At 64.9% G+C, this 22,769-nt stretch carries 23 protein-coding genes; 9 read left to right on the top strand and 14 right to left on the bottom strand.

Features of this window, described 5'->3' with window-relative positions:
- Window positions 1-2 precede the first annotated feature (2 nt).
- A complete protein-coding gene (gene thiD / locus BRPE64_RS05600; protein ID WP_016345071.1) occupies window positions 3-815 on the top strand; it encodes a bifunctional hydroxymethylpyrimidine kinase/phosphomethylpyrimidine kinase in 813 nt (270 codons plus the stop codon).
- A 14-nt stretch (window positions 816-829) separates the two neighbouring features.
- On the opposite strand, the gene BRPE64_RS05595 is transcribed toward thiD, so the two are convergent.
- Genes BRPE64_RS05595 through tsaB form a run of 4 tightly spaced genes read right to left on the bottom strand, consistent with a single transcriptional unit; the run spans window position 830 to window position 4,167 of the window.
- Window positions 830-1,855, bottom strand: a complete 1,026-nt coding sequence (locus tag BRPE64_RS05595; protein ID WP_016345070.1) for a DUF1853 family protein — start codon at window positions 1,853-1,855, stop codon at window positions 830-832.
- Window positions 1,855-2,874, bottom strand: a complete 1,020-nt coding sequence (locus BRPE64_RS05590) for a uracil-DNA glycosylase (RefSeq protein WP_016345069.1) — start codon at window positions 2,872-2,874, stop codon at window positions 1,855-1,857. The genes BRPE64_RS05595 and BRPE64_RS05590 overlap by 1 nt, the downstream gene beginning before the upstream one ends.
- A complete protein-coding gene (gene rimI / locus BRPE64_RS05585) occupies window positions 2,864-3,355 on the bottom strand; it encodes a ribosomal protein S18-alanine N-acetyltransferase (RefSeq protein ID WP_016345068.1) in 492 nt (163 codons plus the stop codon). The genes BRPE64_RS05590 and rimI overlap by 11 nt, the downstream gene beginning before the upstream one ends.
- Entirely contained in the window at window positions 3,352-4,167 is an 816-nt protein-coding gene (gene tsaB, locus BRPE64_RS05580) for a tRNA (adenosine(37)-N6)-threonylcarbamoyltransferase complex dimerization subunit type 1 TsaB (RefSeq protein ID WP_016345067.1), read from the bottom strand. Before tsaB ends, rimI begins: the two co-directional genes overlap by 4 nt.
- Window positions 4,168-4,358: 191 nt before the next feature.
- On the opposite strand from tsaB, the gene BRPE64_RS05575 reads away from it, so the two are divergent.
- The 3 genes from BRPE64_RS05575 to aceA all read left to right on the top strand — a co-directional run bounded on the left by BRPE64_RS05575 (window position 4,359) and on the right by aceA (window position 8,462).
- Window positions 4,359-4,628 carry an acyl-CoA-binding protein gene (locus BRPE64_RS05575; RefSeq protein WP_044041280.1) on the top strand — a complete coding sequence of 90 codons (270 nt, stop codon included), beginning with the start codon at window positions 4,359-4,361 and terminating at the stop codon, window positions 4,626-4,628.
- 456 nt (window positions 4,629-5,084) lie between these two features.
- A complete protein-coding gene (locus BRPE64_RS05570) occupies window positions 5,085-6,731 on the top strand; it encodes a DEAD/DEAH box helicase (RefSeq protein ID WP_044041279.1) in 1,647 nt (548 codons plus the stop codon).
- A gap of 423 nt (window positions 6,732-7,154) precedes the next feature.
- Window positions 7,155-8,462, top strand: coding sequence for an isocitrate lyase (aceA, locus tag BRPE64_RS05565; RefSeq protein ID WP_016345063.1), 1,308 nt, complete (start codon window positions 7,155-7,157; stop codon window positions 8,460-8,462).
- 145 nt (window positions 8,463-8,607) lie between these two features.
- Here aceA and BRPE64_RS05560 read toward each other — a convergent pair whose 3' ends face one another.
- The gene (locus BRPE64_RS05560; RefSeq protein ID WP_016345062.1) at window positions 8,608-9,042 is read right to left on the bottom strand and encodes a universal stress protein; all 435 of its coding nucleotides are present in this window, start codon (window positions 9,040-9,042) and stop codon (window positions 8,608-8,610) included.
- A gap of 146 nt (window positions 9,043-9,188) precedes the next feature.
- A complete protein-coding gene (locus tag BRPE64_RS05555) occupies window positions 9,189-10,094 on the bottom strand; it encodes a LysR family transcriptional regulator (protein WP_016345061.1) in 906 nt (301 codons plus the stop codon).
- Window positions 10,095-10,232: 138 nt separating this feature from the next.
- Here BRPE64_RS05555 and BRPE64_RS05550 point away from each other — a divergent pair, with 138 nt between their 5' ends.
- From BRPE64_RS05550 to BRPE64_RS05540, 3 genes are all read left to right on the top strand, one after another.
- Entirely contained in the window at window positions 10,233-11,069 is an 837-nt protein-coding gene (locus BRPE64_RS05550; protein ID WP_051180303.1) for a haloacid dehalogenase type II, read from the top strand.
- Between the two features lie 19 nt (window positions 11,070-11,088).
- On the top strand, window positions 11,089-12,708 hold the full coding sequence (aceB, locus tag BRPE64_RS05545) for a malate synthase A (RefSeq protein ID WP_016345059.1): 1,620 nt from the start codon (window positions 11,089-11,091) through the stop codon (window positions 12,706-12,708).
- 144 nt (window positions 12,709-12,852) lie between these two features.
- On the top strand, window positions 12,853-13,113 hold the full coding sequence (locus BRPE64_RS05540) for a hypothetical protein (protein WP_016345058.1): 261 nt from the start codon (window positions 12,853-12,855) through the stop codon (window positions 13,111-13,113).
- A 29-nt stretch (window positions 13,114-13,142) separates the two neighbouring features.
- Here BRPE64_RS05540 and BRPE64_RS05535 read toward each other — a convergent pair whose 3' ends face one another.
- Window positions 13,143-13,433 carry a putative quinol monooxygenase gene (locus tag BRPE64_RS05535; protein ID WP_016345057.1) on the bottom strand — a complete coding sequence of 97 codons (291 nt, stop codon included), beginning with the start codon at window positions 13,431-13,433 and terminating at the stop codon, window positions 13,143-13,145.
- Between the two features lie 471 nt (window positions 13,434-13,904).
- Window positions 13,905-15,137 (bottom strand): outer membrane protein assembly factor BamC, encoded by a 1,233-nt coding sequence (bamC, locus tag BRPE64_RS05530; protein WP_044041278.1) that lies wholly within the window; start codon window positions 15,135-15,137, stop codon window positions 13,905-13,907.
- Between the two features lie 412 nt (window positions 15,138-15,549).
- Here bamC and BRPE64_RS05520 point away from each other — a divergent pair, with 412 nt between their 5' ends.
- Both BRPE64_RS05520 and BRPE64_RS05515 read left to right on the top strand, forming a co-directional pair.
- The gene (locus tag BRPE64_RS05520; RefSeq protein ID WP_044041276.1) at window positions 15,550-16,011 is read left to right on the top strand and encodes a DUF2844 domain-containing protein; all 462 of its coding nucleotides are present in this window, start codon (window positions 15,550-15,552) and stop codon (window positions 16,009-16,011) included.
- 8 nt (window positions 16,012-16,019) lie between these two features.
- Entirely contained in the window at window positions 16,020-17,351 is a 1,332-nt protein-coding gene (locus BRPE64_RS05515; protein ID WP_051180301.1) for a DUF3443 domain-containing protein, read from the top strand.
- Between the two features lie 84 nt (window positions 17,352-17,435).
- Here the strand turns inward: BRPE64_RS05515 and pcaC are convergent, their stop codons facing one another.
- Genes pcaC through BRPE64_RS05485 form a run of 6 tightly spaced genes read right to left on the bottom strand, consistent with a single transcriptional unit; the run spans window position 17,436 to window position 22,614 of the window.
- Entirely contained in the window at window positions 17,436-17,822 is a 387-nt protein-coding gene (gene pcaC / locus BRPE64_RS05510; RefSeq protein WP_016345051.1) for a 4-carboxymuconolactone decarboxylase, read from the bottom strand.
- On the bottom strand, window positions 17,819-18,613 hold the full coding sequence (gene pcaD / locus BRPE64_RS05505; RefSeq protein ID WP_016345050.1) for a 3-oxoadipate enol-lactonase: 795 nt from the start codon (window positions 18,611-18,613) through the stop codon (window positions 17,819-17,821). The genes pcaC and pcaD overlap by 4 nt, the downstream gene beginning before the upstream one ends.
- A 13-nt stretch (window positions 18,614-18,626) precedes the next feature.
- Window positions 18,627-19,985: a 3-carboxy-cis,cis-muconate cycloisomerase gene (locus tag BRPE64_RS05500; protein ID WP_016345049.1), complete on the bottom strand. Its 1,359-nt coding sequence runs from the start codon at window positions 19,983-19,985 to the stop codon at window positions 18,627-18,629.
- A gap of 4 nt (window positions 19,986-19,989) precedes the next feature.
- Window positions 19,990-21,192, bottom strand: a complete 1,203-nt coding sequence (gene pcaF, locus BRPE64_RS05495; protein ID WP_016345048.1) for a 3-oxoadipyl-CoA thiolase — start codon at window positions 21,190-21,192, stop codon at window positions 19,990-19,992.
- A gap of 48 nt (window positions 21,193-21,240) precedes the next feature.
- A complete protein-coding gene (locus BRPE64_RS05490) occupies window positions 21,241-21,897 on the bottom strand; it encodes a 3-oxoacid CoA-transferase subunit B (protein WP_016345047.1) in 657 nt (218 codons plus the stop codon).
- A gap of 12 nt (window positions 21,898-21,909) precedes the next feature.
- Window positions 21,910-22,614 (bottom strand): 3-oxoacid CoA-transferase subunit A, encoded by a 705-nt coding sequence (locus BRPE64_RS05485; RefSeq protein WP_016345046.1) that lies wholly within the window; start codon window positions 22,612-22,614, stop codon window positions 21,910-21,912.
- Between the last annotated feature and the right edge of the window lie 155 nt (window positions 22,615-22,769).

Below are 22,769 nucleotides of genomic sequence, written 5' to 3'. Positions count from 1 at the left end.
CCATGGCCGCCACGAAATTCATTCCCAATGTGCTCACGATCGCCGGTTCCGACTCGGGCGGCGGCGCGGGCATCCAGGCCGATCTGAAGGCCTTTTCCGCGCTCGGCGCGTACGGCGCGAGCGTGATTACGGCGCTCACCGCGCAGAACACGCGCGGCGTGACGGCGGTCCATGCGCCGGAGCCGTCGTTCATCACGGCGCAGCTCGACGCCGTGTTCGACGACATCCGCATCGACGCGGTGAAGATCGGCATGCTGGCGAACGCGGGCATCGTGCGCGCCGTCGCCGATGCGTTGCGGCGCCATCGGCCGAAGCATGTCGTGCTCGACACCGTGATGATTTCGAAGAGCCTTCACGCGCTGCTCGCGCCCGAGGCGGTGGCCGCGCTGCGCGACGAATTGCTTCCGCTCGCGACGCTCGTCACGCCGAATCTCCCCGAAGCGGCGGCGCTGCTCGGTAGCGAACCCGCCACGGACGAAGACGCGATGGTGCGCCAGGGCGAGGCGTTACGCGCGCTCGGCGCACAGGCCGTGCTGATGAAAGGCGGTCATCTCGACTCGGCCGACAGTCCCGACTGGCTCATCGAGGCGGGCGGCGCGCTCCGGCTCGGCGGCGCGCGCGTGCCGGTCAGCAACACGCACGGCACGGGCTGCACGCTGTCGTCGGCGATTGCGGCGCTGATTCCGCAAACCGGCGATCTCGCGTCCGCCACCGCGGAGGCGAAGCGCTATCTGACCGGCGCGATCGAGGCGAGCGTGCAACTCGATGTCGGCCATGGCGTCGGGCCGGTGCATCACTTCTATCGTTGGTGGTGAGCGGCGCGGGTTGATCAGACCGTTGGGGCGGACGCCGAGATTGCCGCCGACGCCGCGAACGCGCGCGCCCGCTCGGGCCAGTCGTCCGGCACGATGAAACCGCGCGATTCCTCGACCCAACCGCCCGCCTCGTCGCGCACGTAGGCGGCGATCATCGTCGGGGCGGCGGCCGCTTCGAGACGCGCTCCGATCCCCGCCGATTCCGCGACGAGAGCTTGCGCCTCCGCCGCATCGAGCCGGCGCGACGCGAGCCACGCCATGCGCGGCTGCACGACCCATGCGCGCGCGCCGTTCGCGGCATCGCAGCGCGCCGCGCGCCATTCGGACGCCGTCAGCCACCATCCGCGCAAATGATCGTCGCCGATTTGCGGCGCGGGCACGACGCCATCGCCCTTTAGACCGTGATAGAAGAGCCTGCCCTTGATGTACAACTGCGCCTGCCACGGCCCTTCGAAACCGAGCGCGGCGAACTCCGCGCGCGAGGTCAACGCGAGTTGATGCGTGATGAGCCGCGCGTGCTTCAGATCGAAGCGGTCCTGAAGGTTCGGGCCGACATAGTCCGCGAGACGCGCCTCACGTGAGCTGTGTGACGTGCCCAACTCATCGTCGCCGCCGATATGCAGATAGAACTTCACCGCCAGTTCCCAATGCAACCGGACGCCGCTCTGCGTTTCCAGCAGAAAATCGCATTCGCCGATGGTGCGCCGCTGACGCCGCAGCGGCACGTTTGCTGCGATCAGGCGCGCCGCCGGTCCGTGCGCCAGGAAGTATCGAAGCAGGCTTTCGGCATAGATGCCCAGACGCGTGAATTTGGGATCGCGCGCGTGATCGTGCAACGCTTGCGGCGCGGCATCGAGCGATGCCAGCCAGGCGAGCGTCGCGTCGCGCTCCGCTGGCGTCGCACAAGGACGCGCCAGCGCGACGCCGTCGTTGCCTTCGCGCAGCAGATCGGAGGCGAACAGGAGCCAGGCGAGATCGCGGACGGTGACATCGCCGAAACGATCGACGAGACGCGCGAGCTCGTTCGCCCGGGCGCTCATCAGTGGCCGCCCGGCTCCGCTCCCTGCTCGACGCCGAGGGCCGCGAGCGCGTCGCGGTAAGTGGTGCGCGCGAGGCTGAGATCGGCCCAGGCCTTCGCCTTGTCGGGCAGGCTGCGCAGCAGATACGCCGGGTGATACGTGACGATCACCGGCACGCCACGATACGCGTGCACGCGGCCGCGCATCGACGCGATGCTGGCTTCGTTCTTCAGCAGACTTTGCGCGGCGAAGCGGCCCATCGCGACGATCACTTTCGGCTTCACGAGTTCGACCTGCCGCTGCAAATAAGGCTCGCAGCGCGCGACCTCATCGAGTTCGGGATTGCGGTTGCCCGGCGGCCGACACTTGATCACATTCGCGATATAGACGTTCGATTCCCGCGACAGCGTGAGCGCGCGCAGCATGTTGTCGAGCAGCTTGCCCGCCTGGCCCACGAACGGCTCGCCCTGCTTGTCCTCGTTCTCGCCCGGCGCCTCGCCGATGAGCATCCAGTCGGCCTCGCGGTCGCCGACGCCGAAGACCGTATTCGTGCGCCGCTCGCACAGACGGCAGCGCTGACAGTTGGCGACGCGCCCGGCGAGCGCGTCCCAGTCGAGCGTATGGATGTCGTCCGGCGCGTCGGCGACGACGGGTTCGGCGTGGATGGGCGCGTCGTCGGTCCAGGGGAGATCGTCGTAGGCGTCCAGCGGGGGCGCGTCGGAATCGGGCGATGCGTCGCGCGCGGTGACGGCGGGCTCGCGGGGCGTTTCCATCGCTTCCACTGCTTTCCTCGCTTCGGCCGCTTTAGCCGGCGCCGGCGCATCGAAATCGGGCGATGCGTCTCGCGCCGCGACCGCAGGCGCGCGAGGCGTTTCCACCGCTTCAACCGCGTTCCGCGAAGCCGGCGCGTCAACCAGCGGCGCCTCGTCCGCCGACGCTTCGACTACCGCCACGTCCGGCCGCATCGCGGACGTTGCCTGCCGCCGCACCCACATCGGCCCGATTCCCAGTTCTTCGAGCAGCGATTCATCAAGCGCCATGCGCACTCTCCTTCGAAAACGACAGACGCATGACGATTGCGTCCTCGCGCGTACGATGCCGCGCGGGGTAATAGTTCTTGCGACGCCCAATGGCGACGAAGCCGAAGCGCTCGTAAAGCTGAATCGCGCGCGGATTGGACGGCCGCACTTCGAGCAACACGCCGTCAAGCTTTTCGGCGCGCGTCAGACGCACGGCTTCGCGCAGCAGCGTAAGACCGGCACCGGCGCGCTGCGCGGACGGCGCGACACACAGATTGAGCAGATGCATTTCGTCGACGACGGGCATCAGCACGCAATAGCCGATCAACGTGCCGGTCACGTGCCGCAGGCAGACGCCGTAATAGCCGTTGCGCAGCGAATCCTGAAAATTGCCGCGGCTCCAGGGAAATTCGTAGGCGAGTTTTTCGACGATGGCGACTTCGTCGAGATCGGCTTCGGTCATCGACGTCAGATACCGGTCCGCCAACAGCACGCCGCTCACCGCAGCGCCTCCTCGCGTGCCTGCATGCGCTCCGCCGTGGTCTGGGCGACCTTGTCGCGCACGTAATCGGGTGCCGCGTGCTCCGGTGCGACCGTGCGCCCGGCACGCCATGCTCGCAGACCGATCAGCGCGACCGGCAACGCATGCGGCAGCGCCTCGCGATCGACACGCGCGGCGGCGGCCAGCGCCGGCAGACGATCCGCGAACGCGGCCGCGGCGTTGCCCACGAGCGCGAATGGTGCATCGGGCAACGGCAGCGCGTGCGGCGCATCGAGCGATGCGGGGTGCAGCGTGCGCCAGTCGCCCGCGGCGGCGTCGAATTCGTAGTCGGCCCAGTAGACCTCGTCCATGCGCGCGTCGAGCGCCGCAAGCACGCGCGGCGGCAATGCCGGATCGCGAAGCCGCGCCGCTTCCGCGCAGGCGAGCAGCGTGCTCACCGGCACCACGGGCACGTTCAGGCCGAACGCGAGTCCCTGCGCGACGCCGGTTGCCGTGCGCAGACCGGTGAACGACCCCGGACCCGCGCCGAAGGCGATCGCGCCGCAATCGTTGAGGGCGAGGCCGGCTTCGTCGAACAGTTCGCGCACGGCGGGCAAGAGCCGCGTGCTCGAGACCGCGCCGGTCGCCTCGTGGCGGAACCAGACGCGCGTGTCGCCGCTCGCGTAATGCGGCGCGGCGGCGGACTGACCGGAGGCGGGAGCGGAAGCAAGAGCGGAACCGGAAGCGGAATCAGAATCGGAATCGGCGAGCAGGAGCGCGACTGAGCAGAACTCCGTCGAGGTGTCGAGGGCGAGCAGAACGGTGCGTGTCATAGCCCGTATTGTAATGCGGGACCCGCGCGGGATTCGCGCCATCGACGCGGGCAAATCGGCATTGATACCGCATCGATACCGCAGCGCCACGTCTCTGGAAGCCGTCCTCGGTTGGAGGAAAGCCTCGACCCGCCGTGCGGCGCGCGCTTGCTAAGATCGTCCGCGCCTATATCCACAAGAACGGAGCACGCATGACCGAGATCGATCAGCAATTCGCGCAGGCCCAGGCCGATGTCACCCAATTACCGGAGCGCCCGGGCAACCTCACCCTGCTGCGTCTGTACGCGCTGTTCAAGCAGGCCAGCGCCGGCGACGTGCAGGGCGACAAGCCCGGCTTCACCGACATCGCCGGCAAATATAAGTACGAAGCGTGGGAAGCGCTCAAGGGCACACCCGCCGACGACGCCAAAGCGCGCTACGTCGAACTCGTCGACTCGCTCAAGCGCGGCGAAACGGCCTGAGCGAGCCTCCCCGGCGTAAAAGCCCCCGCGCCCTCCGATGCCCGGAGTCGGCGCGGTGACGCGTCAAAGTGTGGCGCGGTGCAGCAAATTCCGATATACTTGCTGCTCGGTGCCCGAACGTGAGTTGCAAGCTTTCAAGCTACGCCACGCACAGCAAGGCCCTCAGTAGCGTTTTGCTCCAATCCAGTTTAGAAACTGTCCCCCCCCTGCTAGGCCGTTGCGCCGTGGTTTGCGCGCAGATTGTTACCGGCCCGTCATGCATCAGGCTGACGTCAGCGTCCATCGCAACAATGGGCCTGCCGTATCCGATACAGCTTCTAACAAAAAATACTCGCCGCACGTTCGCGCGAGTGACCCCCGTTTTTCGATTTGCTCGCTGTTTCTTCGCTCGCTGAATCCAACGACTTGGGTATGCCGATTGGCGCCGACGCCTTATTTCCCGTTTCAAGGATCGACATGACTTCGAGCTTCACCGCCAGCCCGTTGGAAAACCTCGCAGCAGAAATCGGCATCACGCCCGCTATCGACGCACCGGCAACCCCGGCAACCGACAAGCCCGCCGGCCCCACTTTCGAATCTCTCGGCCTATGTGCCGACATCGTGTCCGCGCTGACCGCCGCGGGCTACGAATCCCCGACCCCCGTGCAGCAGCGTGCGATTCCCGCCGCGCTCTCCGGCCGCGATCTGCTCGTCTCCAGCCCGACCGGTTCGGGCAAGACGGCGGCGTTCATGCTGCCCGCCATCGAAAAGTTTTCGCAACTGCAGAAACTGGAATCGCAGCAGCCGCGCCCGCCGCGTGACGCGAACGCCGCCCGCGGCCGCCGTCCGCAGCCGGTTGCGCGCCCGCTCCTGCTGGTGCTCACGCCGACGCGCGAACTCGCGATGCAGGTTTCCACCGCCGCGACCACGTACGGCAAGCATCTGCGCCGCCTGCGCACCGTCAGCATTCTCGGCGGCGTCGCTTACGGCCAGCAGCTGATGCTGCTCGCCAAGAACCCGGAAATCCTCGTCGCGACGCCGGGCCGTCTGATCGACCACCTCGAACGCGGCCGCATCGATCTGTCGAACCTGAACATGCTCGTGCTCGACGAAGCCGACCGCATGCTGGACATGGGCTTCATCGACGACATCGAGAAGATCGTCGCCGCCACGCCCGCCTCGCGCCAGACGCTGCTGTTCTCCGCCACCATCGACGGCAAGATCGCGTCGCTGACCGGCCGCCTGCTGAAGGACCCGGAGCGCATCGAGATCGTGCAGAAGCTGGAAGCGGGCGGCAACATCGCGCAGACCGTGCATTACGTCGATGACCGCGATCATAAGGATCGCCTGCTCGATCACCTGCTGCGCGGCGCCGATTTGGATCAGGCGATCGTCTTCACGGCGACCAAGAGCGACGCGGATCTGATCGCGAATCGTCTCGCCGACGCGGGCTTCGAATCCGCAGCGCTGCACGGCGACCTGCCGCAAGGCGCGCGTAATCGCACGATTCGTGCGCTGCGCGAGCGCCGCGTGCGCGTGCTGGTGGCGACGGACGTCGCCGCGCGCGGTATCGATATTCCGGGCATCACGCACGTCTTCAACTACGACCTGCCGAAGTTCGCCGAAGACTACGTGCACCGCATCGGCCGTACGGGCCGCGCGGGCCGCAGCGGCACGGCCGTGAGCCTCGTGCATTACGCCGAGATCGGCGCGCTCAAGCGTATCGAACGCTTCGTGCGTAATCCGCTGCCGGTGAACGTCGTCGTGGGCTTCGAGCCGCGCAAGTCGCCGCCCAAGGGTGGCTTCGGCGGCGGCCGTGGCCGTCCGGGCAATGGCGGCAGCGGCGGCCGTCGCTTCGGCGGTAACAACGGCGGCGGCAGCAGCAGCGGTCGCGGCTACGGCGCAGGCAACGGCGGCGGTTACGGCAACAAGTCGAACGCCGGTGCACGCGAAGGCGGCTACCGTGGCGGCAATAGCGAAGGTGGCTATCGTGGTGGCAACAGTGGTGGCAACAGCGAAGGCGGCTATCGCGGCGGCAATCGCAGCGAAGGCGGCTTCGGCCAGCGCGACGGTTACAGCGCACGCCGTAACGACGGCCCGCGCGCACCGCGCCGCGGCAGTTAAGCCCGGCAGTTAATTCCGGCACTTAAGCCTGACCGGAAGCGGTTTCGAACCGCTTTCGTACTCGCTTCGAAAAACCGATGCATCGCGCATCGGTTTTTTTTCGTCCATCGTTGATATTTCACGATGCGCAATGAACTTTTGCGTCGCAAAAGATGTGCTGCGCGGCACAACCGATCCTGTTGCAGGATGGAAGAAGTCATTCCACAATCCGGGATTGTCAATCTATCCAGTTGAATTAAAACAATAAAATTAATGGATAAATCTCCCGATAAGGGCTGTTTGCTCAGGCCTCGTTTGCCTAGACTCTTATATAAGAGTTGAGCAAACGCACGCAGCCTAAACCGGCGCGCATCGACGCTCAATCGCGAAGAACGATTCGCGATTCACGATTCGCCATTCAGTCCAGTCTTCAGGAGAAACGCCATGACCTCTCGTCAGGAACAAGCTCAGCAGCTCCAACAGCAATGGGAAACCGATCCGCGCTGGAAGGGCGTCAAGCGCAGCTATTCGGCCGACGACGTCGTGCGGCTGCGCGGCTCGGTGGCGGTCGAGCATTCGCTTGCGCGGCGCGGGGCGGAACGGCTGTGGGCATCGCTTCATGACGAGCCGTTCGTCAACGCGCTCGGCGCGCTGACCGGCAATCAGGCGATGCAACAGGTCAAAGCCGGCCTCAAGGCGATCTATCTGTCGGGCTGGCAAGTGGCCGGCGACGCCAACGTCGCAGGCGAAATGTATCCGGATCAGTCCTTGTATCCGGCGAACTCGGTGCCGCTCGTCGTGAAGCGCATCAACAACACCCTCACGCGTGCCGATCAGATTCAGTGGTCGGAAGGCAAGAATCCGGGCGATGAAGGCTACATCGACTACTTCGCGCCGATCGTGGCCGACGCCGAAGCGGGTTTCGGCGGCGTGCTCAACGCGTTCGAATTGATGAAGTCGATGATCGAAGCCGGCGCCGCGGGCGTGCACTTCGAGGATCAATTGGCATCGGTCAAGAAGTGCGGTCACATGGGCGGCAAGGTGCTCGTGCCGACGCGCGAGAACGTCGCGAAACTCACGGCCGCGCGGCTGGCGGCGGATGTCTGCGGCACGCCGACGCTCGTCATCGCGCGCACGGACGCCGAAGCCGCCGATCTCGTCACCTCCGACATCGACGACAACGACCGCCCGTTCCTCACCGGCGAGCGCACCGTGGAAGGCTTTTTCCGCACGCGCGCCGGTCTCGAACAGGCGGTGTCGCGCGGGCTCGCCTACGCGCCTTATGCGGACCTCGTGTGGTGCGAAACCGGCAAGCCGGATCTCGAATACGCGAAGAAATTCGCCGAGGCGATCCACAAGCAGTTCCCGGACAAGATGCTGTCGTACAACTGCTCGCCATCGTTCAACTGGAAGAAGAATCTCGACGACGCGACCATCGCCAAATTCCAGCGCGAACTCGGCGCAATGGGCTACAAGTTCCAGTTCATCACGCTGGCGGGTTTCCACGCGCTGAACTACTCGATGTTCAACCTCGCGCACGGCTACGCCCGTTCGCAGATGAGCGCGTTCGTCGAGTTGCAGCAGGCCGAGTTCGCCGCCGCCGACAAGGGCTTCACGGCGGTCAAGCATCAGCGCGAAGTGGGCACCGGTTATTTCGACGCAGTCACGCAAACGGTCGAAAAGGAATCGTCGACGACCGCATTGCACGGCTCGACCGAAGACGAGCAGTTCTTCGACAAGAAAGTGGCCTGATCACAGGCCCGGCAGGTTGAATCAGGGAGAGCGGTAAAAGCGGCGGCCGTGGCGCGTTTCGCGAGAAGCGCGTTGTGGCTGCCGCCCATATAAAGGACAAAACGAAAGCGCGTCGCGCAAATGTGTGGCGCGCTTCCGTTTGACTTCAGCGGTACACGATGACCGGAATCTTGGTGTGCGTGAGCACCCGCTGCGTCTCGCTGCCGATCAGCAGGCTGCCGAGACCGCGCCGCCCGTGCGAGGCCATCAGGATCACGTCGCAGCCGTTCTGCTCCGCCGCTTCGATGATCCCGATATACGGCGCGGCGTCGATGCTCGTCACGCTGGCACACGGCACGCCGGCGTTCTGCGCGGCGCGTTCGACCGCGCGCAGATGCTCGCGCGCCTCGTTTTCGGCGCGGGCGTGGAAGTCGTCGGGCGGCTCGACGGCGACATCGGCGAACGGCGAATACGGGTATTGCGGCAGGCACGCGTAAGCCGTGATGCGCGCGCCAACGGATTGCGCGAGATCGATCGCGCCGTCGATGGCCTTCTGCGACAGCTCGGAGCCGTCGGTCGGCACCAGGATGTGCTTGAACATGGCGTCCTCTCCGTTACGTGGATGCGTGCTTCCATTGTAGTAACGGGATCGGACCGGAGGAAATTTCCGTGCGATGAAGTGCGGGCGTCCCGTCGGTCGAGCCTGATCAAGCCTTTGCGTAGGACTCCGCATCGTCCGTGATGCCGCTAGTCTCCCCAATATCCCGGAGCGTCGTAGGTATGCTTGAGCAGATCGAGAAACAATCGCACGCGCAACGGCAAATGCCGTCGCTGCGGAAACACCGCGTGAATACCGATCGGCGGCGCGGCGAATGCATCGAGCACGCTCAGGAGCCGGCCCGCGCCGATATCCTCGCCGACTTCCCACCACGAACGCCACGCAAGGCCGCGCCCTTCCAGACACCACTCGTGCAGCACGGCGCCGTCGGAGCATTCCATCGTGCCCGCAACCTTGATCGTCACGACCTTGCCGTCCTGCTGAAACATCCAGCCGCGCTGTTGATTCGCCGACGCGCCGAGCGCGAGGCAGTTGTGATGCGCGAGCGACGCGAGATCGGCGGGCTTGCCGCGTCGGGCGAGATAGTCGGGCGACGCGACGCACACGCGCCGGTTCTCGCCCAGCTTGAGCGACACCAGCGACGAATCCGGCAATTCGCCCAGCCGCACCGCGCAATCGAAGCCTTCGTTGACGAGATCGACCATGCGGTCGGTCAGATCGAGGCTTACGGACACATCCGGATGCTGCGCGGTGAACCTCGGCACCAGCGACGCGACATGACGCCGCCCGAACCCGGCGGGCGCCGACACGCGCAAATGCCCGCTCGCCTTCACGCCGCCCGCCGACACGCTCGCCTCGGCGTTCTGCATGTCGTTGATGATGCGCTGACAGTCTTCGAGAAACGCCGAGCCTTCGAACGTGAGCGTGATCCTGCGCGTGGTGCGCACGAGCAGCTTGACGCCGAGGCGTTCCTCCAGCGCGTCGAGCCTGCGCCCGATCACCGCCGGCGCGATGCCTTCCGCCTGCGCCGCCGCCGACAGGCTGCCCTTTGCGGCAACCGCGGCGAAAGTTTCTATCTGCTTGAATCGATCCATGCGTGTTCGTCGTCAGTCGAGGAGTTCGTGCACAGATTAGGTATTAAAAAGTAAAAGATCAAGTGATGCGGCGGTGCTTTTTCCATCACTCTGATCACGAATACAATCGATCCCGACCTCTAAACGGAGCGCACGGCTATGTCGGCCATAACGACACACGCATCGTCCATCGAAGTGTCCAGACCTCCTCGCGCAGTCATTTTCGACGCCTACGGCACGCTGTTCGACGTCCACTCGGTTGTCGCGGCGGCCGAGCAATTGTTTCCCGGACGCGGCGACGCGCTCTCGAAGCTCTGGCGCCGCAAGCAGATCGAATACACGCAGTTGCGCACGCTTGCTGATCCGGCAGGCGCGCATTACGTGCCGTTCTGGGACATCACGATCGATGCGCTGCGCCACGCCGCCGCCCGCCTGAAACTGGCCGATGCGCTGAGCCCCGCCGCCGCCAAGCGGCTGATGGACGAATACGCGTGCCTCTCCGCCTTCCCCGACACCGTTCCCGCGCTGCATGCATTGCGCGACGGCTTCGGCCTGCCGCTCGCGATCCTGTCGAACGGCACGCCGCCGATGCTCGATATCGCCGTGAAAAGCGCGGGCATGAGCGGCCTGTTCGATCACGTTCTGTCGGTCGATGCCGTGCGCGCCTACCAGCCCGCCCGCGCCGCGTACGAACTCGGCACGCGCGCGTTCGGCGCGGCAGCGCGCGACATCGTGTTCGTGTCGGGCAACGGCTGGAATATCGCCGGCGCGACGTGGTTCGGCTACACCACGTTCTGGATCAATCGCGCCGCGCTGCCGTTCGAAGAACTCGGCGTCGCGCCGCATGGCAGCGGGCGCGGCATGGCTGAACTCATCGCTTTCGTCGAAAACGGCGGCGCGCAAGCGGGCGTCGTTTCGCGCGGCCGCAAGGCAAGCAAAACCCCTGGCCAAGCCCCTGGCACAACCTTCAGCAAAACCTCTAGCAAAACCGTCTGACCGACCAAGGAGAAAAATCATGACGCAATCGTCGCCATCGACGCATACGCTCTCGCTTCCGCAAGGCATGGCCATCGCGGCCGACATCAAGCCCGGCTACGACGCTATCCTGACACCCGAGGCGCTCGAACTCGTCGCGAAGCTGCATCGCCAGTTCGAGCCGCGCCGCCAGGAACTGCTCGCCGCGCGCGTGGAACGCACCAAGCGCCTCGACGCGGGCGAGCGCCCCACGTTCCTCGACGCCACGAAATCGATCCGCGAAGGCGACTGGACAGTCGCGCCGCTGCCGAAAGATTTGCTGTGCCGCCGCGTCGAGATCACGGGTCCGGTCGAGCGCAAGATGATCATCAATGCGCTCAACTCCGGCGCGGATTCCTACATGACCGACTTCGAGGATTCGAACGCGCCGAACTGGGACAACCAGATCGTCGGCCAGATCAATCTCAAGGAAGCGGTGCGCCGCACGATTTCGCTCGAACAGAACGGCAAGTCGTACACGCTCAACGAGAAAATCGCGACGCTGATCGTGCGTCCGCGCGGCTGGCATCTGGACGAGAAGCACGTGACCGTCGACGGTCAGCGCGTGTCGGGCGGCATGTTCGATTTCGCGCTCTTTCTCTTTCACAACGCGAAGGAACTGATCGCGCGCGGCAGCGGCCCGTATTTCTATCTGCCGAAGATGGAAAGCCATCTGGAAGCGCGTCTGTGGAACGACATCTTCGTCGCGGCGCAGGAAAGCATCGGCATTGCGCGCGGCACGATTCGCGCGACGGTGCTGGTCGAGACCATTCTCGCCGCCTTCGAAATGGACGAAATCCTGTACGAACTGCGCGAGCACAGCGCCGGCCTCAACGCGGGCCGCTGGGACTACATTTTCTCGGCGATCAAGAAGTTCAAGAACGATCCGGACTTCTGTCTCGCCGACCGCTCGCAGATCACCATGACCGTGCCGTTCATGCGCGCCTACGCGCTCGAATTGCTGAAGACGTGCCACAAGCGCAATGCACCGGCGATCGGCGGCATGTCCGCGCTGATCCCGATCAAGAACGATCCGGCCGCGAACGACCGCGCGATGGGCGGCGTGCGCTCCGACAAGGCGCGCGACGCCACCGACGGCTACGACGGCGGCTGGGTCGCGCACCCGGGCCTCGTGCCGCTCGCGATGGAAGAGTTCGTCAAGGTGCTCGGCGACCGCCCGAACCAGATCGACAAGCAGCGCCCCGACGTGCAGGTCACCGCGCACGACCTGCTCGACTTCCGCCCGGAAGCGCCGATCACCGAGGCGGGCCTGCGCAACAATATCAACGTTGGCATTCACTATCTCGGCTCGTGGCTCGCGGGCAATGGTTGCGTGCCGATCCACAATCTGATGGAAGACGCCGCGACCGCCGAGATCTCGCGCTCGCAAGTGTGGCAGTGGATTCGCTCGCCGAAGGGCACGCTCGACGACGGCCGCAAGGTGACCGCGGCGATGGCGCGCGAGATCACCATCGACGAACTGGAAAAGATCAGGCAGGCCGTGAGCGCGTCGGGCGCCGATACGAAACCCTATGAGCGCGCCGCGAAAATTTTCGAGGAAATGTCGACATCGGCGCAGTTCACCGAATTTCTGACGTTGCCGCTTTACGAGGAAATCTGAGCGCCGCGCACGCAGCGGGAGAAACGGCCTACGGGCCGTTTTTTCATGGGAGGCGCATCATGGATCGAGCATGGCGTGTGCTACATTGCGCATCGTCTTTTTAACGATTCAACCGTGGAGCGCACTTAGCGTGCGAACGACAGCATGAGCAACATCCAGCTCGATATCGAATGGACCGAAGCGGCATCGCGCAAAATCGAAAAACTGATGCCGCGCAACGCGAACAAGGACGAGTATCTGGCACTGCCGCCGGTGGAATGCCTGCCGATGGAAGGCGACGTGCTCTTTCTCGGGCCGTCGGGCAAGCAGCAGCCGTTCATCGTGGCGGAGCGTCAGTATCATCACGACGGCGACGCCGACTGGACCATCATCCTGATCCTCGACGTCCCGCACGAGACCCACTGACGCGCACTTCGCGCTTCAGTCGATCCGCTTCAGAGGATCTTGCCCGCGCGATGCACCTCGGCGTGCTCGCAGAGTTCCGGCGACTTCGCGCGGAACGTCTGAATATGCGCGGAACGGCCGTGCTCGTCGAGCGCGGCTTCGCTCGCCCAGCGCTCGAAGAAGATGAAGCGCCGCGGCTCCTTGATGTCGCGGTGCAAGTCGTACTGCAGCGCGCCCTGCTCCTTTCTCGTCGGCTCGACATTGGCTTCGAGCACTTGCCTCAGTTCCTCTTCCCGGCCCGGCTTGGCCACAAGAATGGCGACGACGGCAACTTCCGACATAAGCGTTCTCCTGTATCGATCAAAAGATGAAAGCAGGAGCATAACTGCCCGTGACGCGCGGCGCCGAAATCACATTGTTCGCGCGCACAAAGAAAAAGCCCGCGTTTCGGTGGAAACGCGGGCGAAAACCGTCGCCCTACGAGGATAGGCGACGGGGCCATCGGGGTTCGCGCGAAGCGAACCAATTGTCAGTGTGTCCTGTGCAATGCGTCGGATGAACCGCGCTCGAATTTTCCGCAAGCGGCACATCGCGCCATTGATGCAATGTACTGTCCACGCGTGCATTTCCTATAAGCTCTTGCGCACATTTCGCGATAAAAAGAATTGTCTGCGCAATTCAATTGCGAGCGTCGCATTGTGTGCGCGTAAAAGGTGATCGTTTGCGCGTTGCGCGCAGCAGGCGAACGGCCATAAAAAAACCGCCTCGCGAAGGAGGCGGTTTGCACGGATTTGCGCCGCGTAAAAAAGCCGTCAGCTGATCTGATCCGCAAGCAGCGCCATGATCTGACGGGCTTGCGGCGAGGCATCGACCTGGCCTTTGTCGTCGACGATCGCCACGCGGGTTTGTTGCTCGGTCACCGCGCGCACGTTGATCTGATACTGCTTCGCCTTCATTTCCTTGCGGCCGTGGAAAACCTGGCTCCAGAAGCCTTGCTCCGCCGATGTCTTGTCGGTCGGATCCACGTAACGCACGTAGTAGACGCCCTTCGCGCGGTCGCGGTCGTCCACCGTGAAGTTCGCGCGATCGAGCGCGATGCCCACGCGCAGCCACGCGCGATCGTACGCTTCCGGCAGCGTCAGTTGCGACGTTTCGGCTTCCGGCACGACCTCGTTTCTGATCGGCGTGTTGCCCGAATTCGCGACGTTCTGCGCGGCAACCGCTGCGGCCTTCGAATCGCCGCCCTTGGCCGCTTGCGCGCTGGATGCGCTCGGTGCGGTGCGCGCGGCGCCCGCCACGGCCGGCGTGTCGAGCGGCGTTGCGCCGCCCGATGCCTGGCGCTGATCCGAGAGTGACAGCGACGACATCAAACGCTTCAGGTATTCGTTTTCGAGCGCCGGATCGTTCGGACGCGCCTGCCACTGGCTCGAATCGTTGTTCACGCCGGTGAGCGCTTCGCGCATGCCCTTCTGGCTGATGAACACGTACGTGCCGCCGTCGGGCGCCTTCTCCAGCCGCGTGCGGTACTTGTTGCGCTCGGCCGTCACATACGCGTTGCCGGTGGCCTTGGCGAGCGTGTCGCGGATCAGGCCGTCGGAAATCTGCGGATGGGTTTCGTTCCAGTCGGTTTCCATCACGCCCTTGTCGCGCTGGTCCACGACGAGCAGGAAGCCCTGCTCCTGCCAGAAACGGCGGATTTGCGGCCACACCTGATCGGGCGTCTTGCCGTCGACGACGAGCCAGCGCTCGGCGCCGTCACGTTGAATGCGCATGCCCGACACCGGTGGAACCACCGTAGGCGCGTTCGGTGCGACTTTCTGAATCTGTTGCAGATCGGACAGCGACGCCTGCCCGCCCTGTGGCGGCAGCGAGCGCTGGTCGGCCGTCTCGTCGAGCAGATTCGGCGGAACGGCGAGAGACACCTGTTTCGAACGCTGATCGCTCTTGTAGTTGAACGCGTTGGGATTGGACGTGCCGCATCCCGCAACGATTCCGGCCACCACGAAAAGCGCAGCCACCCGCTTGGTCACACGAAAATCTGTCATGTCTGGAAAGTCCTTCCGCTACGCCACGGGCGTTCTTCCGTGGATCAACCCAGTATTTTACCGGTCCGGCGACTCGCCGTGCAAAAAGAGAAGCCGGCACCTCGCCGCGATGTGCGATCGCTGCCCGAAATATTGCTTTTCGTTTTCAAAAACGGCCTCGATGCAACGAAGTGCGCCTTCGAGACTCGGCACGCTTCGCGTGCGCCAGTTTGACAATTTATGACATTCCACGAAAACCGGAATTCGATCGCTCGCGGTTTTCAACGCGTTGATTTCTAGGAAATTTCTGAGATTTCCTGCGATTTTCGCCGCCCATGTCCGCCGCACCGCCCTTCTATCGCTTTGCTCGGCCTTAACTCTAAAATTCATCTCAAAAAATAAGACCGATCCTAAAAACACGGAGAGCAAAACGATGAGATCAATAAGTCATCCTTATTACGTAGTGACGTTGCTGGCTGCCGTCACTCTGTGCGCAACAATGCCTGTCCACGCACAACTGGGCGCCACCACGCGCGACGCGGACGGCTCGTCCGGCGACGTGATGCATCGGGCGCAAAGCGGACTTGTCACATATCACGAGACGACCGATGCGCACGGCATCGTCGTGCGCGAATACGTCGATTCGAGCGGCAAGGTGTACGCGGTTTCGTGGCGCGGACCCGCGATGCCGAGCGTCCAGTCGCTGCTCGGCGCCTATTTCGATACGTTCAGGGAAGGCGCGAACGCGACGGCCGGCGCGGCCGGACTGCATACGGCGCGCGTGGCTCAGGGCGATCTCATCGTCGAGAACCGCGTGCGGCTGCGCGAATACAGCGGCCGCGCCTGGCTCGCGAGCGCGCTGCCGCCTGGCGTCAATACGACGGATATCCAATAGGAGGCGGCATGCAATCACGCGCTTTTTCTTCGCCTTTCGCGCTCGTTCTCTGCGTGCTGCTCTGCGCGTTGCTGTGTGCCTGCGGCGGTGGCGGTGGCGGCGATTCCAGCACCAACGCCACCGCGTCTCCCGCTCAGGCGAGCGCGCCCGCCGCGGCCAGCACGCCCGTTGCGGCGAGTACGCCCATCGCGGCCAGCGCACCGGTGACCGCCAGTGCGCCGTCATCTCCGGAACCGGCGAGCACGACCGTCACGCAATCGACGACGCCCAATGTCCAGCCGGTCACGGTCACGCGCACGCCCACCAACACGCGCAACATGCTGCAAACGAGCGTGACGATCTGCGTGCCCGGCACGAACACGTGTCAGACCATCGACAAAATTCAGGTCGATACCGGCTCGCACGGACTGCGCGTGCTGGCGTCCGCGCTCGATCCTTCCGTCGCGCTTCCGCTGGTTGCGGGCGCGTCGACGGGTTCGGTCATCGCCGAATGCGCGGTGTTCGGCTCGGGCTACACGTGGGGCGCGGTGCGTCGCGCCGACGTGAAGCTCGCGGGCCAGGTCGCGGCCTCCACCTCCGTGCAAGTGATCGCCGACTCCGCCGTGCCCACCACGGCAACCGACTGCGGCCAGTCCGGCCTGCCGATGTTGAGCGCGTCGGCGTTGCGCGGCAACGGCATTCTGGGCGTCGGTCCGTTCGTCGCCGATTGCGGCGGGAACTGCGCGAAAACGGCGATGCCGCGCTGGTACTACGACTGCGGCGCCACAGGCTGCGCGGCGAGCGCGCTGGCGGTGACGCAGCAGGTGACCAATCCGGTCGCCAACTTCGCCACCGACAACAACGGCGTGCTGATCGAGTTGCCGGACGTGCCGGACGGCGGCGCGTCGTCGGTGACGGGCACGATGACCTTCGGCATCGGCTCGCAGTCGAACAATCTGCTCGGCGCGGCGACCGTGCTTCCGTCGAATTCGGCGACCGGCTACGTCACCACGGATTTCGGCGGCAGCCAGTACGGTTCGAGCTTCATCGACAGCGGATCGAACGGCGTCTTCTTTCCGTCGACGACGCTCGCCCGCTGCGGCGCGTGGTACTGCCCGGCGGCGCCGCAAACCTTCACCGCGACGATCCGTTCGGCGACCGGCGCGCAAGGCGCGGTCAGTTTCACGGTTGCGCAGTCGACGGCGCTGTTCGGCACGGGCAACTACGCCTTCGACAATCTCGCCGGAACCGCCAGCGGCGTCTTCGACTGGGGCCTGCCGTTCTTCTACGGGCGGCGCGTCTTCACCGCAATTCAAGGACGCGCGACGCCCGCGGGCGCCGGTCCGTACTACGCGTTCTGACGCATGAAAGCAAAAGCCGTCTTGCGGATTTCCGTAAGACGGCTTCTTGCAATGCGCACAACATGCACGACATATCGGCGCGATTTACGCCTTTTTCTGCTCTTCGTCGAAGATCTTCTGCGCGAGATGGAACGCCGAATTCGCCGCCGGCACGCCGCAGTAGATCGCGGTCTGCATCAGCACTTCCTTGATCTCGTCCTGCGTCACGCCGTTGTTCTTCGCGGCGCGCAAATGCAGCGCGAGTTCCTCGCTGCGGTTGAGCGCGACCATCATCGCGATGGTGAGCAGACTGCGCGTGTGACGCGGCAGGCCCTCGCGCGTCCAGATCTCGCCCCACGCATAGCGCGTGATGAGGTTCTGGAACTCGGTCGTGAGTTCGGTGCGGTTTACGAGCGAGCGGTCGACGTGCGCGTCGGACAGCACCGCGCGTCGCACCTGCATGCCGGCTTCGTAGCGTTCGTCATCGGTCATTGTTGTTCTCCGAGGAAATCGAGGACGGTGCGCGTGTAGTCATCGCGCTTTTCGATGTTCGACAGATGCGCTGCGTCGAGTTCGACATAGCGCGCCCCGCCGATATAACCCGCGAGCTCGCGGCCCTGCTCGGCCGTGGTCGACAGATCGTGCGTGCCCGCGATCACCAGCACGGGCAGCGTGATGGTTTTGGCTTCGTCGCGCAAATCGGCGTCGCGGATCGCCTCGCAGTTCGACGCGTAGCCGTCGCCCGACGTATGGCGGAATACATCGCGGATGTTGGCGAGCGCGAGCGGCTCGCGTTCGATGAACGGCGCGGTGAACCAGCGCGCGATGACGGCGTCGGTGAGCGCGGGCATGCCGCCCGGTTCGCGCGCTTTCGCGGCGCGCGGCGTCCACACGGCGTCCGAGCCGATCAGCGCGGCAGTGTTCGAGAGCACGACGCGCGAGAAGCGCGCAGGATGGCGCGCGGCGAGGCCGACGCCGGTCAAGCCGCCCATCGACAGGCCGCAGTAGTTCGCGCGCTCGATCTTCAGATGATCCATCAGGCCGATCACGTCGCCGATCAGCTGATCGATCGTGTAGGGCCCGGGCGGGACGTCCGAATGACCGTGACCGCGCGTGTCGTAGCGCACGACGCGATAGTGCTTGGCGAACGCCTCGATGTTCGGCGTCCACATCGAGACATCGGCGCCGAGCGAATTCGACAGCACGAGCCACGGCGCGTGTTCGCCTGCCGTGGCGTCGATGCGATAGTGAATCCGGGTTCCGTTGACTTTGGCAAGAGGCATGTTTTTGCTGCTCCTATTCTTTCGAGTTGGCGCACGCGATCGCTGCATCCACGAACGCCTGCGCCTGACCGACGTAGTTCGCCGGATCGAGCAATGGCTTCAGTTGATCCTGCGACAGATGGCGCGTGACGATCTCGTTCGCGGCAAGTTCGTCGAACAGCGACGTGCCGTTCGCCACCGCCGCCTTCGATGCGCCTTCGACCAGCTTGTGCGCATCGAGCCTGCCGATTTTGTCGCCGAGCGCGAGCATCACCGCTTCGCCGAGCACGAGGCCGTTGGTCACGTTCAGATTGCGCGCGAGCCGTTCGACGTTGATTTCCATCGTCGGCACGATGCCTTTGATGTTCGCGAGCGCGCCCGCCGTCAGACGCGCGAGGTCGGGCAGCGCTTCCCATTCGGCCTGCCAGCCGCCGAGCGCGCGTTCGTGTTCCTGCACCATGCCCGCGAAGATCGTCGCGACGAGGTTCGGCGCGCGCGTCGCCGCGGTCAGCACGGCCGCGCAGCCGACGGGATTGCGCTTGTGCGGCATCGTCGACGAACCGCCCTTGCCTGCCGCGGCCGGCTCAGCCACTTCGCCGAGTTCGGTCTGCATCATGAGGGAAATATCGCGCGCGATCTTCGCCAACGTGCCGGTGAGCATGCCGAGAAACGCTGCGCTTTCCGCGATCCGGTCGCGCTGCGTATGCCACGGCAGCGCGGGCAGCGTCAGCTTCAGATCGTCCGCGAGCGACGCCGCAACCGGCAGCGCCTTGTCGCGCAGACTGGCCAGCGTGCCCGCCGCGCCGCCGAATTGCAGCACGAGCGCGCGTGCGCGCAGATCGACGAGACGCGCGCGATGACGCGTGATCGCATCGAGCCATTGTGCGAACTTCAGGCCGAGCGTGATCGGCAGCGCCTGTTGCAGCCAGGTGCGGCCGATCATCGGCGTCTTTTTGTGCGCTTGCGCCTGGATGACGAGCGCATCGGACAGTGTGCGTAAATCCGCATCGAGCAGATCGAGCGTTGCGCGCAATTGCAGCACGACGCCCGTATCGATGATGTCCTGACTCGTCGCGCCCCAGTGCACGTACTTGGCGGCTTCGGCATCGCGCGCCTTGACCGCCGCCGTCAGTTGCTTGACGAGCGGAATCGCGAGATTGCCGCCCGCCTGCGCGCCGATCATCAGCGCGTCTGCGTCGATGTTGTCGGCCTGACAGGCGGCGACGATCGCGTCCACCGCGCCCGGTGGAATCACGCCATGCAGCGCCGACGCACGCGCGAGCGCGGCTTCGACGTCGAGCATCGCCTGCACGGTCGCGCGCGGCGACCAGAGCGCGTTTGCCGCCTCGGTGCCGCAGATCAGATCGGTGAGACGTCCCGTGGATGCGAACATGTAATCAGACACGCTCGATGATCATCGCGATGCCCTGGCCCACGCCGATGCACATCGTGCACAGCGCGAAACGCCCGCCGGTGCGCTGCAACTGATAGCTTGCGGTGGTGACGAGGCGCGCGCCGGATGCGCCCAGCGGATGCCCGAGCGCGATTGCGCCGCCGTTCGGGTTGACGCGGGGATCGTCGTCGGCGACGCCGAGCATGCGCAGCGTGGCGAGTCCCTGCGACGCGAACGCTTCGTTCAGCTCGATCACGTCCATCTGGTCGATGGTCATGCCCAGGCGCGCCAGCAGCTTCTGCGATGCCGGGCCGGGGCCGATGCCCATTACGCGCGGCGGCACGCCTGCGGTCGCGATGCCGAGGATGCGCGCGCGCGGCGTGAGTCCGTGGCGCTTCGCGCTTTCTTCGTCGGCGATCAACATGGCGACGGCGCCGTCGTTGACGCCCGACGCGTTGCCCGCCGTCACGGAGCCGTCCGGGCGCACGACGCCCTTCAGCTTCGCGAGCGCTTCGAGGCTCGTTTCGCGCGGATGCTCGTCCTGCGACACGACGAGCGCATCGCCCTTCTTTTGCGGAATCGTCACCGCGACGATTTCCTGCGCGAGCGTGCCGTCCTTCTGCGCGCGCGACGCTTTCTGCTGCGAGCGCAATGCGAACGCGTCCTGATCGGCGCGGCTCACCTTGTAGTCGTCCGCGACGTTTTCGGCAGTCTCGGGCATCGAATCGACGCCGTACTGCTTCTTCATCAACGGATTGACGAAGCGCCAGCCGATGGTCGTATCGTGGATCTCGGCCTGACGCGAGAATGCGCTCGTCGCCTTGCCCATTACGAACGGCGCGCGGCTCATGCTCTCCACGCCGCCCGCGATCATCAGGCTCGTTTCGCCCGCCTTGATCGCGCGCGCCGCAATGCCGATCGCGTCCATGCCCGAGCCGCACAAGCGGTTGACCGTCGTGCCCGGCGTGCCGACCGGCAGCCCCGCCAGCAACGCCGACATGCGCGCGACGTTGCGATTGTCTTCGCCCGCCTGATTCGCACAGCCGTAAATCACTTCCTCGACGGCTTCCCAGTCCACTTCCTTGTTGCGCTCGACGAGCGCGCGCAGCGGCACTGCGCCGAGATCGTCGGCGCGCACGGAGGACAGCGATCCGCCATAACGGCCGATCGGCGTGCGGATGGCATCACATACGAAAGCTTCTTTCATCGGTTGCTCCAGTTCTTTTGTGTCTCTCAGGTGTGTCTCAGGTGTGTCTCAGGCGGCCTGTGACAGCGGCGCGTATTGAAGCGGCACTTGCGCCAGCTTCTGCAATTCGTCGAACGACAAGCCTTCCACGATTTCGCGCACGACGAAGCCTTCCGGCGTCACATCGAACACGGCGAGATCGGTGTACACGCGGTCCACGCACTGCACGCCCGTCACCGGATACGAGCACTCTGCGACCAGCTTGCTTTCGCCCTGCTTCGTGAGCAGTTCCATCATCACGTAGACCTGTTTCGCGCCGATCGCGAGGTCCATCGCGCCGCCGACGGCCGGAATCGCGTCGGGCGCGCCGGTGTGCCAGTTCGCGAGATCGCCGGTGGCCGACACCTGGAACGCGCCGAGCACGCAGAAATCGAGGTGGCCGCCGCGCATCATCGCGAACGAATCGGCGTGATGGAAATACGCGCCGCCCGTGAGCAGCGTCACGTGCTGCTTGCCGGCGTTGATGAGTTCGTCGTCTTCCGCGCCTTTGGCGGGCGCCGGGCCCATGCCGAGCAGACCGTTTTCGCTGTGCAGGAAGATTTCGCGATCCGCCGCAAGATGATTGGCGACGAGCGTCGGCACGCCGATGCCCAGATTCACATACGCGCCTTCGGGAATGTCGGCGGCCACGCGCTTGGCCATTTCGTCACGAGTGAGTTTCTTCATGGCTTTTCGTCCTTAAGCTGAAAGTTCCGCTGCGAGTTCGGCTTGATGCACCGCTTGCGGCACTTCCACGACGCGCTGCACGAAGATGCCGGGCGTCACGATGTTTTCGGGATCCAGTTCGCCGAGCGGCACGACCTTCGACACCTGCACGATGGCCGTCTTCGCGGCGCTCGCCATGATCGGGCCGAAGTTGCGCGCAGTTTTACGATAGACCAGATTGCCCCAGCGGTCGCCCTTATATGCCTTCACGAGCGCGAAATCCGCGTGCAGCGGCGCTTCGAGCACGTAATGCTTGCCGTCGATTACGCGCGTTTCCTTCCCTTCCGCGAGCTTCGTGCCGTAACCGGTCGGCGTGAAGAAACCGCCGATGCCCGCGCCCGCCGCACGGATGCGCTCCGCGAGATTGCCTTGCGGCACGAGTTCGAGCTCGATTTCGCCCGCGCGATAGAGTGCGTCGAAGACATGCGAATCAGTCTGGCGCGGGAACGAGCAGATGATCTTGCGCACGCGCTTCGCCTTGAGCAGCGCGGCGAGACCCGTGTCGCCGTTGCCGGCATTGTTGTTGACGATCGTCAGCTCGCGCGCGCCCTGCTCGATGAGCGCGTCGATCAGCTCGGACGGCATGCCAGCCGTACCGAAACCGCCGATCATGATGGTCGCTCCGTCGTTGACGTCGGCCACGGCCGAGGCGAGCGAGTCGAAAATCTTGTTGATCATTGCCGTTCTTCTCCAGTCTGGACGCCGCTTGTGACTCGCGCGCCCGTCCCGAACTCGGGGTTTACCTGCTTGAAATCAGACTTGCTTAAGAATGTTCGTCATGCGAACATGGATTCGTTTAGCGAACATCGGCATGGTAGACCCGCGTTCGTTGC

It is taken from the genome of Caballeronia insecticola (genome assembly GCF_000402035.1).
Lineage (GTDB): Bacteria > Pseudomonadota > Gammaproteobacteria > Burkholderiales > Burkholderiaceae > Caballeronia > Caballeronia insecticola.
Note: the sequence above shows the minus strand (reverse complement) of the source record. Positions and strands in the feature narration are given on the sequence as shown.